This is a genomic window from Microbacterium paraoxydans (assembly GCF_018224615.1).
Taxonomy (GTDB): Bacteria; Actinomycetota; Actinomycetes; order Actinomycetales; family Microbacteriaceae; genus Microbacterium; species Microbacterium paraoxydans_B.
On record NZ_JAGTUK010000003.1, the window covers coordinates 16,203 to 30,551 of the forward strand.

The 14,349-nt window shown below is 68.7% G+C and carries 19 protein-coding genes and 1 tRNA gene; 9 read left to right on the forward strand and 11 right to left on the reverse strand.

The features are described from left to right. Positions 1-44: 44 nt before the first annotated feature. Complete coding sequence (locus tag KE274_RS10205; RefSeq protein ID WP_211543435.1) at positions 45-980, forward strand: NUDIX domain-containing protein; 936 nt, start codon at positions 45-47, stop codon at positions 978-980. Positions 981-993: 13 nt separating this feature from the next. Here KE274_RS10205 and KE274_RS10210 read toward each other — a convergent pair whose 3' ends face one another. The 4 genes from KE274_RS10210 to KE274_RS10225 form a co-directional block, all read right to left on the reverse strand. After that, a complete protein-coding gene (locus tag KE274_RS10210; RefSeq protein ID WP_211543437.1) occupies positions 994-1,365 on the reverse strand; it encodes an RNA-binding S4 domain-containing protein in 372 nt (123 codons plus the stop codon). Then, positions 1,365-2,036, reverse strand: a complete 672-nt coding sequence (locus KE274_RS10215) for a lysoplasmalogenase family protein (protein ID WP_211543439.1) — start codon at positions 2,034-2,036, stop codon at positions 1,365-1,367. Before KE274_RS10215 ends, KE274_RS10210 begins: the two co-directional genes overlap by 1 nt. Positions 2,037-2,115: 79 nt before the next feature. Continuing rightward, the gene (locus KE274_RS10220; RefSeq protein WP_211543441.1) at positions 2,116-2,571 is read right to left on the reverse strand and encodes a hypothetical protein; all 456 of its coding nucleotides are present in this window, start codon (positions 2,569-2,571) and stop codon (positions 2,116-2,118) included. Next, the gene (locus KE274_RS10225) at positions 2,568-3,173 is read right to left on the reverse strand and encodes a GNAT family N-acetyltransferase (RefSeq protein ID WP_211543443.1); all 606 of its coding nucleotides are present in this window, start codon (positions 3,171-3,173) and stop codon (positions 2,568-2,570) included. The genes KE274_RS10220 and KE274_RS10225 overlap by 4 nt, the downstream gene beginning before the upstream one ends. 108 nt (positions 3,174-3,281) lie before the next feature. Here KE274_RS10225 and KE274_RS10230 point away from each other — a divergent pair. Then, positions 3,282-3,358 (forward strand) — tRNA-Pro (locus KE274_RS10230). Positions 3,359-3,636: 278 nt separating this feature from the next. Here the strand turns inward: KE274_RS10230 and KE274_RS10235 are convergent. After that, entirely contained in the window at positions 3,637-4,623 is a 987-nt protein-coding gene (locus tag KE274_RS10235) for a phospholipase D-like domain-containing protein (protein WP_211543445.1), read from the reverse strand. A 334-nt stretch (positions 4,624-4,957) separates the two neighbouring features. Between KE274_RS10235 and KE274_RS10240 the strand changes: the two genes are divergently transcribed. The 4 genes from KE274_RS10240 to KE274_RS10255 all read left to right on the forward strand — a co-directional run bounded on the left by KE274_RS10240 (position 4,958) and on the right by KE274_RS10255 (position 7,803). Then, complete coding sequence (locus KE274_RS10240; RefSeq protein WP_211543447.1) at positions 4,958-5,302, forward strand: hypothetical protein; 345 nt, start codon at positions 4,958-4,960, stop codon at positions 5,300-5,302. 533 nt (positions 5,303-5,835) lie between these two features. Next, entirely contained in the window at positions 5,836-6,351 is a 516-nt protein-coding gene (locus tag KE274_RS10245; protein WP_211543449.1) for a hypothetical protein, read from the forward strand. 317 nt (positions 6,352-6,668) lie between these two features. After that, on the forward strand, positions 6,669-7,055 hold the full coding sequence (locus KE274_RS10250; RefSeq protein WP_211543451.1) for a mCpol domain-containing protein: 387 nt from the start codon (positions 6,669-6,671) through the stop codon (positions 7,053-7,055). Positions 7,056-7,092: 37 nt separating this feature from the next. Continuing rightward, positions 7,093-7,803, forward strand: coding sequence for a hypothetical protein (locus KE274_RS10255; protein ID WP_211543453.1), 711 nt, complete (start codon positions 7,093-7,095; stop codon positions 7,801-7,803). A 220-nt stretch (positions 7,804-8,023) separates the two neighbouring features. Here KE274_RS10255 and KE274_RS10260 read toward each other — a convergent pair whose 3' ends face one another. Together KE274_RS10260 and KE274_RS10265 are read right to left on the reverse strand one after the other, a co-directional pair. Beyond that, on the reverse strand, positions 8,024-8,617 hold the full coding sequence (locus tag KE274_RS10260) for a hypothetical protein (RefSeq protein ID WP_211543455.1): 594 nt from the start codon (positions 8,615-8,617) through the stop codon (positions 8,024-8,026). A gap of 34 nt (positions 8,618-8,651) precedes the next feature. Continuing rightward, positions 8,652-8,852, reverse strand: coding sequence for a hypothetical protein (locus KE274_RS10265; RefSeq protein ID WP_211543457.1), 201 nt, complete (start codon positions 8,850-8,852; stop codon positions 8,652-8,654). A gap of 684 nt (positions 8,853-9,536) precedes the next feature. On the opposite strand from KE274_RS10265, the gene KE274_RS10270 reads away from it, so the two are divergent. After that, entirely contained in the window at positions 9,537-10,097 is a 561-nt protein-coding gene (locus KE274_RS10270) for an AAA family ATPase (protein WP_211543459.1), read from the forward strand. 210 nt (positions 10,098-10,307) lie between these two features. Here KE274_RS10270 and KE274_RS10275 read toward each other — a convergent pair whose 3' ends face one another. Both KE274_RS10275 and KE274_RS10280 read right to left on the reverse strand, forming a co-directional pair. Beyond that, the gene (locus KE274_RS10275) at positions 10,308-10,814 is read right to left on the reverse strand and encodes an NADPH-dependent FMN reductase (protein ID WP_211543460.1); all 507 of its coding nucleotides are present in this window, start codon (positions 10,812-10,814) and stop codon (positions 10,308-10,310) included. Between the two features lie 90 nt (positions 10,815-10,904). Continuing rightward, positions 10,905-11,369, reverse strand: a complete 465-nt coding sequence (locus KE274_RS10280) for a VOC family protein (protein WP_211543462.1) — start codon at positions 11,367-11,369, stop codon at positions 10,905-10,907. A gap of 95 nt (positions 11,370-11,464) precedes the next feature. On the opposite strand from KE274_RS10280, the gene KE274_RS10285 reads away from it, so the two are divergent. Together KE274_RS10285 and KE274_RS10290 are read left to right on the forward strand one after the other, a co-directional pair. Continuing rightward, a complete protein-coding gene (locus KE274_RS10285; protein ID WP_211543464.1) occupies positions 11,465-11,788 on the forward strand; it encodes a sugar ABC transporter ATPase in 324 nt (107 codons plus the stop codon). After that, the gene (locus KE274_RS10290) at positions 11,788-11,994 is read left to right on the forward strand and encodes a DUF2188 domain-containing protein (RefSeq protein ID WP_211543466.1); all 207 of its coding nucleotides are present in this window, start codon (positions 11,788-11,790) and stop codon (positions 11,992-11,994) included. The genes KE274_RS10285 and KE274_RS10290 overlap by 1 nt, the downstream gene beginning before the upstream one ends. A 4-nt stretch (positions 11,995-11,998) precedes the next feature. Here the strand turns inward: KE274_RS10290 and KE274_RS10295 are convergent, their stop codons facing one another. Both KE274_RS10295 and helR read right to left on the reverse strand, forming a co-directional pair. After that, positions 11,999-12,157: a hypothetical protein gene (locus tag KE274_RS10295; protein WP_211543468.1), complete on the reverse strand. Its 159-nt coding sequence runs from the start codon at positions 12,155-12,157 to the stop codon at positions 11,999-12,001. Positions 12,158-12,209: 52 nt separating this feature from the next. Further along, entirely contained in the window at positions 12,210-14,342 is a 2,133-nt protein-coding gene (gene helR, locus KE274_RS10300) for an RNA polymerase recycling motor ATPase HelR (protein WP_211543470.1), read from the reverse strand. Positions 14,343-14,349: the final 7 nt, after the last annotated feature.

The window sequence follows — 14,349 nt, forward strand, 5'->3', positions numbered from 1 at the left end:
CGCCGGGTGGCGCCGTGACTCCCATGCTGTGAAAGGCTGAGGGGGTGACAGTCGTACCCCCCGCGCCCGGCGAACCGCGCCGCCCCGAAGGCCCCCGCAATCCGGGCGACGCCTGGGTGGTGGCCGACTCCGGTGAGCGCTACTGGGGCCGGTTCGGTGCCGCGGGGCTGCTGGCGTTCGACCCCGCGCGGGGGATCCTGCTGCAGCATCGCGTGTCGTGGAGCCACTTCGGCGGCACGTGGGGTCTGCCGGGCGGTGCGCTGCACGAGGGCGAGTCGGCGATCGTCGGCGCGATCCGTGAGGCGCAGGAGGAGGCGGGGGTACCGGACGGTGCGGTCCGCCCGCGGTTCACGAGCGTGCTCGACCTCGGTATCTGGTCGTACACGACGGTGGTCGCGGATGTGCGTACGCCGTTCGACCCGGTGATCAGCGACCCGGAGAGCGTTGCGCTCGAGTGGATCCCGGTGGACCGGGTGGACGAGCTGCCGCTGCACCCGGGGTTCGGGGCGGCGTGGCCGCGACTGCGCGCGCAGCTCGACGTGCACCCGGCCGTGGTGGTCGACGGTGCGAACGTGGTGGGCTCGGTGCCCGACGGCTGGTGGAAGGATCGCGCGGGGGCGGCGGCGCGGTTGCGTGACCGGCTGGCTGGGCTGGCGGTGCCCGCCGACGAGTTCGAGCTCGCGGGCGACGCCTGGTACCCGGAGGTGTCGCTCGTGGTGGAGGGCCGGGCGCGGGACATCGCCGAGGACACCGCGGAGGGCCCCATGGCGGAGGCGCGTGCCGCCGACCCGGTGCTGTCGGTCGTGCGGGCCGAGGCGGCAAGGGACGACGCGATCGTCGCCGAGGTGGAGCGGCGGGTCGCGTCGGCGCAGCGCGTGCTGGCGGTGACGAGCGACCGGGAGCTGCGTCAGCGTGTAGAGGCCGCGGGGGCCGCGCAGGTGCGGTCGAGCGGCTGGCTCCTGGGACTGCTGGCCGGCTGACGAGGCGGGAACGTCAGTCGGGAGGGGTGTCGCGGCCGCGGAGGCGGTCGATCTCCCGGCGTTCGCGTTTGGTCGGACGGCCGGCCCCACGGTCACGGAGGCCGAGTGCGGCCTGCGGTTCGCGTTCGGGGGTGCGGTCGTCGTAGGCGAGCGCCGCGAGCGGGGCGCCGACCCGCTTCACGAGCAGCTGACGGACGATCAGGATGCGGTCGAAGCCGGAGATGCGGATGCGCAGCTCATCGCCGATGCGGATGGTCTGCGCGGCCTTGGCCTTGTCGCCGTTGACGCGCACGTGCCCCGCGCGGCAGGCGGTGGTCGCCGCCGACCGGGTCTTGTAGACGCGGACCGACCACAGCCAGCTGTCCACGCGCACGCTGTCCACCATCAGGCGTCCCTCCGTCGGGTGAGCACGAGCAGGGCACCCGCGACGAGGAGCCCCTGACCCAGCGTGTACGTCGCCATGACGGCGGGGCTGCTCCAGGCGGGCAGGGCGTCGGGAAGGAACAGCCGGAACGCCAGGATCGTGTCGCTGGTGAGGAAGAAGACGCCGCCCATCGCGACGAGCGGGTGGCATCGCGCGGCGATGGCTGCGGTGCCGCCGAGCAGGAGGCCGTAGGCGGCGACGCCGATCAGCAGGGGGCCGGTGTGCGGGCCGAGCGCAAGGATCATCGCGACCCACCAGGCCGCGTACACCAGCGTCCACCACGGCAGCCGACGCTGCGCGAGGTGACGGCTGAACAGCACGATGTAGGCCACGTGCGCGATGCCGAAGAACGCGAGCATGAGGGGGAGCTCCGGCGCCGCAGGGAACAGGGCCCCGGCGCCGTCGCCCAGCCAGGAGAACACCAGCGCCGCGAGCAGCAGCGCGACGGCCGACCGCCGTGCGACGCGCGGCGCGGCCGCGAGCACCGGCACCGCGAGCAGCGGCATCAGCAGGAGCTTCGTGGGACCGGCGAGCGGGTGCGCCAGGGCCAGGAGCACGACGTGCAGCAGCGACACCGTGGCGAACGGCAGGAACGCCCACGCGACCGGGCGGGGGAGGGCGCGGCGCGGCATCCCCTCATCGTAGGGCGGCGGGGAGACGCGATGCGGCGCGGTGGGCGCGTGCAGCGCGGGGGAGCGGTCGCGCACCGGCTCAGGACTCGACGGTGACGTCGAGCACGGCGTCATCGGGTCCGAGGTGCACCGCGGGCCAGTAGCCCTCGGGGAAGTGCTGGCCGCAGGTGTCGGTGAAGTGCAGCACGACCGTGCCGTCGCTCGCGGCCTCCAGCGTCTCGAGCTGCAGATCGGTGGCGGCATCGGTGAGCTCGTGCGGCTCCGGCTCGCCGGTGCTGAAGCGCGTGACCACCGCGTCGGTGGCGAGGCGGCGCAGCGTGCTCAGGCGGTCGACGGTGTCGCGCAGCCGGGGGAGCAGCGGCTCGACCTCGGCGGGCGTCGTCCCCTCCAGCATCAGTTCGAGCGTGCTGCCCTCGACCGGGGTGGAGCCGACGTACCAGTCGTGCGTGAGGACGGTGCCGTCGGTGAGCTCGGACGTGGCGCGGTGCAGGTCGCCGAGCGCCGGGTCGTGCAGGGGAGGGTGGGGGTCGCTCATGCGTCCACGCTAGCGGTGCGGTCGGACAGGTCGAGCGCGACCAGCACCCGTCCGGGCTTCATGACCGTCTGGGCGCGGAACCCGGCGCCGAGGAAAGTGCCGAGCGTGCCGTGGAACAGGTCGTTGGCGCGCTGCCTGTCGCCGCCGGTGTCGACCGGGTAGCCCTCGACCAGGCGGGCACCGGAACGGCTGGCGTAGTCGACGGCCGCCGCCAGCAGGGCCGCGTTCAGTCCGGTGCCTCGGTGCTCGCGGCGCACGACGAAGCACGTGACCGCCCACACCGAGGGATCGTCGAAGGGCTCGGTGGTCGCGTTCGCGATGATGCGGGTGCGCGGGATGCGGGCCTGAGCCGTGCGCGGTCCGATTCGGATCCACCCGGCGGCCTCGCCGTCGACATACGCCACGAGCCCGGGCGGCGGACCCTCGTCGATCTCGGCCCGGAACAGCTCGGTGCGCTGCGGCGTGGTGGTCGTGTTCCAGTCCTTGTTCGACAGCATCGGCCAGATGCACTGGCAGCTCGCGCCGTCACCCCCGCCCGTGAGCGCACGCTGCACGTCATCCCAGCGGTCGGGCGTGGCGAGTTCGGTCGTGATCGTCGGCATGACCGCGACGGTACGCGGTGGGTCCGACACCCCGCAACGCCTCGGTTCGCGAGACGGCCTCGGGTACGGCTAAGATAGGGGAGTTGCCTGCGCGAGAGTGCAGAACAACGGGCTGTGGCGCAGCTTGGTAGCGCACTTGACTGGGGGTCAAGGGGTCGCAGGTTCAAATCCTGTCAGCCCGACCACAGAGGTCCCGGAAACTCAAGGGTTTCCGGGACTTTCTAGTTTGTGAGATGTGATCCGGTCATCGAAACCCATCACTTTGACGCTCTCACAGCCTCCTCGGGCTGCCGTGCTCCGGTAGCAGAGCGACCGTGCCGGTTGCTCCCGGTTCGTGGGTGGGAGCAGGACGCACCTGTTCGATATGGACAGCGAACACAGCCCTACCGGCAACCCCTGGGGAGGGGTCACGATGTCAGATGGCACGTACGTCGCCGGGGTCTTGTGTCGCGGCCCCGTTGCTCTAGAGCAATCCGCTTGCGCCGCCGAGCGCTCGAACCGCAGCCACGAACTCGGGTAGCGCGATCCGCTTGTGTCCGCCTTGAAGTCCTTGGCCAGTGAAGCCCAGATCAACGGGCCTGACTAGGCGCTCACGCGTCGGGACCAACCGAGGTATTGTCCGGTTCACCCAGGGCCATCTGTTGGCTTCTTCTTCGGGGCGGCCACCTCGTTCCACGATGTACTGCGGGTCGTTCCGCGGCTCGTCGACCACTTCCACAATGGCGTAGCAGGCGTGCGCTTCTTTCGCATAGATCAGCACCAGATCGCCCGGTGCGAAAGATGGCCGCCTATGTGCGGCACTGGAGAACCAGAACTCGCTGCGCCACTGGTTGTACTTCGGTTGGCCGTATTGAGCCTTGACCCAGAGGCTTCTCTCGCGAGCGTCACTGACAAGATCCGCGAGTTCGGAGATATCCTCGTTAAATTCGTCTGGCCCGGGAGAAAACTCGACCGCAATGGCGCGCGGCAGTTCGCGTGCCCGGCGGTCGAGGTCGTCGATGTCCTCGCGGGACACCGCAGCGGATGCATTCCACCACTCGTCAAGTTGTGTCCAGACGGCGAGGGCATCATCCGGGCGCAGCCGGAGGGACAGCTCAAAGTTCGGATCGGCCGACGCGCCAAGGCCGGGGCCTGTCAAGTTGGCCGAGCCCATCATGCCAAAGGTCTCGTCAGCTAGGTACGCCTTCGCGTGTAGGCGTCGAGCGTGCCGCACAACAACACCCGCGTCCGTGAGGGAGCGCAGCCCATCAGTAGAGAGATAACCGCCAGCAGCAGCCGCCGCGTCCAGCCGGGTGATCAGCGACCAAGTGGCGGTGGAGGTGCGTGCAATGCTGGCGAGTTGCTTGGCGATGCGGATGCTGATGAACGGGCTCGCCAGGCGGACCTGATCCGAAGCTGCTCGGAGCGCGTCCATCAGTTCGGGTTCGGCAATCGTCAGCAAGCTCGTCACAGCTGTAACAGTAGCGAACTGTCAACCTCGCGCCCGGCTCCGGTCTCATGCCGTCAGTGCCCCAAGCTGGGACCGCTGCGTGCGCAGCGAACCGTCGTACCGGTGGCGCTCGTCATCGGCTGACATCCGATCGGTGTCCAATTGCCGCCGCGGGATTCAAACCGGGTCCGTATCCGCGCGTCGCGGCTGTTGTGCCTAGCTCTCTTGAATCGGATCAGGCTGACTTCCGAGTGGGGATTGGCCATGGCCTGCTTCATTGCGTTGTCCCGAATCAGTTTCATCGCAGTGGGACGCGAGACCCCATGGCATCACCGGCGGCTCGCTGATCACCGCGATGCGCACGTGGTTTGACTATGCGATCATTTCGCTCCAGCAGGGCGAGACCGAGGAACCGGCGGGCGTGAGCGTCAAGCCCATCAAGCTCAAGGCCACGCGGACCCAAGTCCTCGGTCGGCTCCGCGACGCCTCGGCGCGCCTCGAGAAGTCCGACGAGCTCGATCAGGCCGGCTTCCCCGTTCTGGCGTGCAAGGAGCTCGCCGACATGTTCAACGACCCGAACATGCTTCCGGCCCCGGCGCACGCTGACCTGCTCTGCGAGGGCGCGCGCTTCCATGCGAAGCCCTGGAGTACGTTCGGTGCGCCGACGCTGATCACGTCAACGCCGGCCGCACAGCGGTGACGCCCGTACGGTCTTGGGGTGAACGATGAGCTGTCCGGGGGCGCCTCAGGCTGCCCTGTCCGAGTCGCTGGGTGCGCGCCAGTTCGAGCCGTGGGCGGGCAGCCGGGCAGGATGGATCTTCCCGCTCGAACGGGACGCGCGTCGGCAGTACGGGGCACAGCTTCGACGCATCGAGCGCCCGAACGTGCTCTCTACATCGTGGATGTCCCTGTCACCGCGCGTTCAGAGCGGGTTCGGGTGGAGTTTCACCGGTACGCGCCGTACCCGACCTACAACCGCGCCTCGTCCGACTACCTGCGAGTTTTCGCCAACGTCGGAGCCGAGTCGCCGCACCGCATGCTGGATGACAGCCTGTGCCTGTATCACCCGTCCGACTCCGTCGAGCAGAGGTGGACGCCTGACTAGGGGCTCGCTGAGCTGCTGCACCTTGCCGCGCGGCACCTCTTCGCTGAGGGCTACTGACGATCCAGCAACCACCGCTGGCCGTCGGACGAGGCGCCGCACGGTCTGGAGGAAGTCGCCTGATGCAGTGCATGACGATCCTCAGCGCCTGCTTCTGGCTATCGGAAGCGGGTGCCGCCATCGTAGCGACGTCCATCGCCGCAGGTATCGCGGTCGGCGGGTACATCTGGCAACAGCGTCAGACCCGCGCAGACAAGCGGGCAATCATGTACAGCGAAGCTCTTCGTGCGGTGGAGGACTGCGCGGAAGCGCCGTTCCTGGTGCGGCGACGTCAGGGGAAGGACGCTCGAGCGGCGGTCAACACGCAGATCAGCGAGATCCAGTCCAGACCCGCGCTGAGTGCGGCTCTTCTTATGATCTCGGCGAACACGCACATCTCGGCTGAATACGACAACCTCGTCACGATCACGAAGGGGACCGCGAGTCCGGCCATGACTGACGCATGGAAGTCGCGCCGACTCCGTCGCGGCTCGGAAGTTCCATGCCCGTCGCCGTACGACCGAAGCCCGATCCTGAAGGCACGCGAGCGGTACCTCGTGGCAATCCGTCGACATGATCGCGTCGCATCGCGTCTCGCAAACGGCTAGGCCCGGGTGCTGATGGTGAGTGCGGCGCCCGCCGCTGACATGACCGTCCGTCGCCCCTGGGACAGTGGATCAGCGGTCAGTCGTCAGCGATTGCACTCTCGTCGCCGACATTGGCCGCCGGGCAGGAGCGGTGGTGGTCGGGAGCCCGAAGGCACGCGCACAGGGATCTCCAGCACAGGGGGTCGTCGCGCACCCGCTCTGAGGCCGGGCATACCCTAGGGTCGCGTCCGGCACAGCCGCGCCTTTGCGAGCCCGACTGCCACGTTGGCGCGCGCACCCCATCGCAGGCGCAGCGGACTCCACGGTAGCCTCAACCTGTGAATAGCGCAGACCATACTGATTCGTTCCTCTACTTCGACGGCGACGACGTCGGCGCTGGCATCGAGTTGATGCTCCTAGAGGACAACCTGGTCGGAGCGGCAAAACTCAGCACTCGAATTTCGGGCGCCATCTCGATGCTGTCCTCCGCGCTCGAGCTCGAACTGGCCGCGGAGGTTGTCTTTGCTGCCGGCGACGACGTGCTCGCCCACACCACCCGGCCCGTCGTTGCAGACGATGTTGAACGGCTTCGTCAGGAGTTCCGCGAACGCTCAGGACTGACAATCTCCTGCGGTGTCGCAGACTCACCCGGTGGAGCGACGCGTCAACTCCACCTGGCGAAACTCCGAGGAAAGAATCGTGCGGAGGTCGCGACCGTTGGCTAGCCGCCTTGTACTACTCGCGTCGTCGCCGACCCCGGACGTGTACTTCAATGTCATAGCCCACAACGCGCGTCAGGGTGTTCGAGAGTTCATAGTTGCTGTGGTCGGGGCTCCCGGTGGAGATGCTCCACAGGCAAAGATCAACCTCGAGAGAAAATTCAGCGACTTTATCGCCGCGCTGAGGGACTCTAACTATATTTCCACCATCGACGGTTCCGCAGGTCCTGCCGCGCCCCTGGCGGAGCCCACAGCGATGAAGCAGTTCTTTGACGACCTAAATTGGGGATCACTCGACGTATTCTTTCAAACAATCGAGGAAGCGGATTTGCGAGACTTCCTAGCTGAGCAGCGTCGTCTCGGTGCGGCATTCGATGTCACCGCCTGCAGGAACAAGGAACTGGCTGGTGCAGTGGCTTGGCTTGTCTCTCGAGGCGGTTCACCCATCCATTCCTTCGAGCTGCGCAAGCGGATGACGCACACGGAGACCGATCTGTTGCCCTACCTAAAAAGCTCCGATTACGCATATCCAGACCTATCCAGTTCGCGTCTTATCCGGAGCGCCACTAGACGAGTGAATCTAGGAACCATCCACAAGACGTGGTTCTGGGTGATCTCGGTGGTTGTCGCCGTCATAGTGGGAGGTCTCACAATCTGGCTACCCGAGCAGATCGCGACGCCCGTGTTCGCAGCGGCGGCGACATTCGCCACAATCATGTCCGCGGTCGGACTCTTGGTTCGCTACCCTGACTAGCCTTGCGGCTTTGTCGTGGCAACTACCGTGCCAGAGGCGACCGATTCATCGAGAGCGTCCCTACCTTGCGGGTCCACTCCGGTCCAGCTCTGAGCTGACGCAGCGGAAGCGGTCGACGTCATGGACTGCACGCAGCCCGGTAGATCAGCGAGCGCGATCGGCGCAACCCTCGAAGGCTCGAGCCGGTCACGCGATCGGTGCGTGTCTCAATCGCAGCCGACTAGGTTTCGAGCTCGGAGAGGATCTCTTTGGCGACTTCCGGATAGCGCCGTATGGCCGCGCGCAGTTGACGTCGTTGGAAGTCGCGTCGCCCATCATCGACGACGTCTCGCCAATCTTCCCTGTGGCTTGTGATCCCCTCGCGGGCCAAGAACTCGATGACGTCTTCGAGTGAAGGACGGAAGCGACGCGGGCCAACTGGCAAGTGCAAACGCTGGAGCGATCGGTTAGGCGATACTTCTTCCCACTCAGCGCTCGTTGCCGCAACCTGCAAGTGCGCCTCTGGATAGTCGTCGGCTTTGTTGCGCTCGTAATCGACGTGCAGCAGTTCGCGGCTCATCTCTTGATCGAGAGCCAGAGCCACGACCGAGTTCTGAACCATCAGGTAGTTTCGCTCGTCGTCCGCGCGAAGGCGATAGGAGATGACCATATAGACGAGCGGACGGTCGGGCGCACGCAGGAGAGGAAATCCAATCCGAGGTGCGAGGTCGTGCTTCGAAGCCCCCACCCCGACATAGGCGGTTCCTTCTGCTGGGACATGCACTGCGGAAAGGCGAACACCGTCGGCAACCGTCTTGTTGAGGGTGTTACTCATCTGGGCAGCGAAATCACGCGCGGCCGCAGGCAAGTCAAATAGTCGACGCTGGATCAAGGGCCGAAACGATCACCCATGCGAGGCGCGCGCTAAGGCTATGAAAATCGCCAGCACGCGCTTGGTCGCGTAGTTCGGCCTCGGTCACCCCGGCTCGATCGAGCGCCGCTTGTGCTGCGACGCGAACATCGTCGACCGACGCTTCCTCGACTGGATAGTCCAGCGTGGATGGACTCATCTTCGCCCTCCTCGGGTTCGATAGTGACACATCTACTCTGCCAGGGGCCTCAGACACCGCTTTGTTGCAGTCGAGAGTCTCCTTGGCAGTCGCTCGCAGAACGGTGGCGGAGCGTGCGTGGAATCGCGTCATGAGTCCTGGGTTGTCTTTGCGCGGGCAGGAAAGGGTCGCGCGTGGCGTCTAGTGCGCGTACGCACCGCTCGATGCTTTGCGCGGTAGCGACTCCCTACGCGCATGACCACCGACGCTTGTCGGGTCGAGGCATTCCAAACGCGCTGAGCCGTCCCTCAGCCTCCTGAACCCGAACGACTCCATGCAACTTGACATCGTGCGCGATGGCCACCGATCAGTGATCCGCCACTCCATCCTGATCCCGCTCGAGGCCGCCAATTGTTCTTGGCGTGGTCTGGCCTGACCCATCAGGAACCCACCTGAATCACCCGCTACGACCTGCCACCAACCGGCTACACTCGTGCCAAGCGAACCGCCCGGTTCCCTGTAAACACAAGGGAATCCGCGAGTTCCCGAGACGATCGGCGGAGACCGGAAATCGACCGGATCCTCCAAGGGGCGCAGGTTCAAATCCTGTCAGCCCGACCAGAAAGCCCTGGTGAGAAAGGTCTCTCACCAGGGCTTCGTCGTATCCGGCGCTGTGGCCCGGGCGTGCCCCCTACGCTGGAGGTCATGAGTGCGGACGTCATCCTTCTGACCGGGTCGCCCGGGTCGGGGAAGACGACGATCGCCCGTCGCCTGGCATGCGGATACCGGGCGTCCGTGCACCTGCACACCGACGACTTCTGGCACATGATCGCCTCCGGTGGCATCGCGCCGTATCTGCCGGAGGCCGACGCCCAGAATCACACGGTCATGACCGTGATCCAGCGGGCGGCGTGGGCCTACGCCGCCGGCGGCTTCACGACGGTGGTCGACGGGATCATCGGGCCGTGGATGCTCCCGCATTTCCGCTCGCGCGAACGCCTTGACGAGTCGCCCCCGCCTCGGCTGCACTACATCGTGCTGCGCCCCGACCGCGACGAAGCCCTGCGGCGTGCGCAGGCGCGCACCGCCCCGGACGCGCTCGTGGACGAAGGGCCCGTGACCGCCCTGTGGGATCAGTTCTCCGACCTGGGCGAGCTCGAGCCGCACGTCATCGACACGACGTCGCACGACCAGGACGAGACGCTCGCCGTTGTCCGGGATGCCGTCGCGAGCGGCCGGTTCGTGCTCCCGCACTCCGCCGTCTGATCCGGCCGCTCACCCGGGGCGCGGTGTGCGTCACCGGCCTGGGTGCTGGCCACGGGCCTCACCCCAGAGGACGAGCGGGACGCGAGAGGCGCGCACGACTGTGAGAAACCATCTCTCAACGGATGCCCGTCCGCTTCACGAACGACGACGCACGGAACGCCCACGCCGTCGCCCTGGGGGTGAGCAGCGCGAGGAACCCCGCCACGGTCGTCAGCGGGCGAGCAGCGATTCCAGCGTCCGCCGGTGCGGGGCGAGCCACGCGGACACGAGGCGCGTGCGGTCGTCGGCCTCGGCCGCGGGGAACGCGAGGCCGCGCACGGGCACGGTCGCGCCGAGCTCGACCAGCAGGGGGCGCAGCGTGTGCTCGACCGCGAGCGTGTGCGCGGGGGAGCCGATCGTGAGGATCGGGACGGCGACCACGCCGTCCAGTCCGCCGGTGTCGATGCGGTCGAGGAATGCCTTGAGCAGCCCGGTGTAGGCGGCCTTGTAGGTAGGACTCGCGACGACCAGCACGTCGGCGGTCGACAGCTCCTCGATCAGGGCGTCGAGCTCGGGGTCGGGCACGACGAAGACACGGTCCGCGTACGCGGCGAGTTCGATCGTGGGCAGCACGTCCGCACCCACGAGCTGGGCGAGCTGGGCCGCGACCTCCTCCGCGACGCTCGTGGTGCGGGAGGACGGGTGGGGGTTTCCCACGAGGACCGCGATCGACGTCATGAGTCGATTTCAGCCCTGGCGGGGCGGCACGGGCAAGCGCGCCGACGCGCAACGTCACGAAACCCCGCGCCGCGCCGGCGCCGGCGGGGTTCAGCGCTCGCGGGCGTCGTCGGTCGTGAAGCCCTCGCGGGCGGCGCGCTCCTCCAGCGTCTCCAGCTCCTGGAACAGCGTGATCTGCCAGCCCGCCGGGCCCTGGATCCGCGCATTGAGGCTCTGGAACGGCGTCCGCACCGGCGGGGCGATCACGGCGGCACCGCCCTCCTCGGCGGCTGCGACCGCCTGCGCCGTGTCGTTCACCTCCAGCGCGATCCGCAGCGCGCCCGGCGTGTGCGGCGCGCCCTCGACATCGTCGATGTTCGCGGCATGGGTCGGCGTCGCGAGCTCGATCGTGGCGATGCCGGCGTGCAGGATCGCCACGCGGTCGTCACCGTCGGTCGCGTAGGCCAGCTGCTCCGGCATGCCGAGCACATCGCGGTAGAACCGGAGCGCGGTGTCGAAGTCGTCGGTCTCGATGATCAGCCGCAGCTGCGTCGGGGTGGGGGTGGGCGCTGTCATGCCGCGGAACCTACCCGCTGCGGTCGGCCCGCTCAAGCCCCTCGGCCCGCCGACGTCCGGGCGGCACACTGGGCGGACCGATCGAAGGAGGAGACATGGCATCGACGCCCGAAGATACCGGACCTGCCCCGCAGCCGCTGCGCGACGGTGACGCCACGAGCGAGGCGGACCCGAGCGACGACCCGGCGCAGGCCGAGTGGGAGCGGACCGAAGCCCTGGACGACGGCGCCTCCGCGGACGAGCTCGACACCGCCACGGCGACCGGCCGCGACCCCGACGAGATCCCGGATCCCGACGACGAGGTGCCCGCGGAGGATCTGCCCGGCTCGGGGCCGCAGCCGGAGAGTCAGGGGGAGGACCCGGTGCTCGCCGATCTCGGTGAGGAAGGCCAGGGCGACCTGGGCCCGGGTGACGTGTGATGGCCGTCAGCGCCGTGATCACACGGTCCAAGAACGGCCAGTGGGTCAACGAGGCCGAGGGGGCTCCCGAGCTCTCGCGCAGCTACACCAGCCGGGACGAGGCGATCGAGGAGGGTGAGGCGCTGGCGTCGGAGCACGGCGTCCGCCACACGGTCGAGATCAGCGAGCCGACCGGCACCATCGTCGACCAGGACGACGACGCCTGAGCGCTCAGCCCCAGCGGCCGACGTCCTCGGGGCCCCGGGGTTCCTCGCCGTCCTGCGGCTGCTGGAGGTGCCCACACTCCGGGCACCTCCAGCCACCGGGCACGGCGAGCATCACCACGTCGTCCTCGGGACAGTGCGGTGCCGCTCGCTCGGCCATCGTCATCGTCTCAGGGTAGAACCGCTCCCGCCGGCCGGCTAGTGACCTTCGTCGTGCGTCAGCCGAGCACGATGAGCTCTCTGGTCGTCCGCGTCATCGCCACGTAGCGGTCGACGGCCCCGGTCACGTCGTCGCCGAACTGCTCGGGTCGCACGAGCACGACGAGGTCGAACTCGAGGCCCTTGGCCGCTTCCGGCGTGAGCGAGCGCACCCGAGCCCGGGCGCGGAACTCGGGCGCACCGATCACGCAGGCCACGCCGTCCGGGTGGTCGAGGAGCCACGCCGCGACCAGCGCGGGCAAGTCGGCGACCGCCCCGGTGCGCACGGGGATCCCGCTCTCGCGCACCGAGGTGGGAACGTTCGCGTCGGGCAGGGCGCGCCGGATCACCGGGGCCGCCGCCGCCATCACCTCGGCTGGGGTGCGGTAGTTCACGCCGAGGTGGGCGACGTGGACGTCGCGGATGCCCACGCGGGCGAGCCGCTCCTCCCAGGTCTCGGTGAAGCCGTGCCTGGCCTGGGCCCGGTCGCCGACGATCGTGAAGCTGCGGGAGGGGCAGCGCGCGAGCAGCATCCGCCACTGCGCATCGGTGAGTTCCTGCGCTTCGTCGACCACGATGTGCCCGAAGGGTCCGGCGAGTTCGTCCGGCGGCAGCGCGGGCGGTGCGTCCACCCCCACGAGCACGTTCCTGGCGTCCTGGCCGCGCAGGATCGACATCACCTTCAGCTCGCTGTCGTCGTCGGCGATCAGGTGGTCCACCACGTGCGACATCTGTTCCTGCGCCGACGCGATCACCGCCTGGCGTCGATGCTCGGCGCGCACGGCTTCCGGGTCGCCGATGCGCCGGTGGGCCGCGTCGAGCAGCGGCAGGTCGGCGTCGGTCCAGGCGGACGGCTGGTCGCGCTGCAGCAGCGCCACGTCGGCGTCGGTGAGCGCGGGCGCGCACGCACGGAGGAACGCGGGGGAGCTCCACAGCCGGGCCACGACGTCGCCCGGGGTGAGCAGGGGCCACGCGCGCACGAACGTCCCGGTCAGGTCGTCGTCCTGTCGCAGCCACCGGCGCACCGCGTGGGGCGGCACCTCGTCGTCGTCCACCTGTTCGACGAGCAGTTCCAGCAGGTCCTCCCACACATGGTCGCGCGCCTCGTTGTGGCTCGCGGCGGGGTCGGCGCCACGGAACACCTCCGTCCAGTCGTCGCGACCGAGCCACAGGTCGGCCCACGGGGAGTCGAGCCGCATAGCGTGTCCGGGCGGCCGTTCGTATGCGGCAGCCGCGGCGGCGAGCACGGCCTCGGGGTCGAGCGTGGCCTTGAGCGCCGCGACCCGGGGGTCGGGCTCGGGCGGGGCGGAGGCTCCCTCGGGCGTGAGGTCGCGGAGCGTGCACAGCCGGACGGTGTCTTCGCCGAGGCTCGGCAGCACATCCTCCACGTAGGCGAGGTAGTGGGGGTGAGGCCCGACGAGCAGCATCCCGCCCGCGCTGCCCGTGAGGTGCGGTTCGGCGTAGAGCAGGTGGGCGGCGCGGTGCAGGGCCACGACGGTCTTGCCGGTGCCGGGGCCGCCGTCCACCACGAGGGCACCGCGGGAGGGGGTGCGGATGATCGCGTCCTGGTCGGCCTGGATGGTCGCCAGCACGTCGCGCATGCGGGTGGTGCGGTGCGTGCCGAGGCTGGCGATGAACGCGGACTGGTCGTCGAGGGACGCGGCGCCGTCGAAGCCGTCGGCGGTCAGGGCCTCATCCCAGTAGTCGCTGATGCGGCCGTCCGTCCAGCGGTATCGGCGGCGCGAGATCAGGCCGCGCGGGTTCGCCAGGGTCGCGGCGAAGTAGGGCTCGGCGGCGGGAGCACGCCAGTCGAGCAGCAGGCGGGTGCCGTCGGCGGCGGCGAGCCCGGTGCGTCCGATGTAGACGGGATCGCCGTCGGCGGGGGTCATGCGACCGAGGCACACGTCGATGCCGAAGCGGTCGAGGACGCGGAGACGCGACGAGAGTCGGCGGATCTCGAGGTCGCGGTCCACGGCTGCGCCACCGGAGCCGGCATCCTGCTGCCGCACGACGTCGAGTCGTCGGGCGACGTCTGCGCGTTGTCCGTCGAGTTCGGCGGCGATGCGCTGAAGGTGACGGCGGTCGGCGTCGATGAGGGTGGGGTCGGTTTTGGCGTGTCGTTCGGGGGAGAGGTGGAAGGGGTCGATGGGCATGAATCTC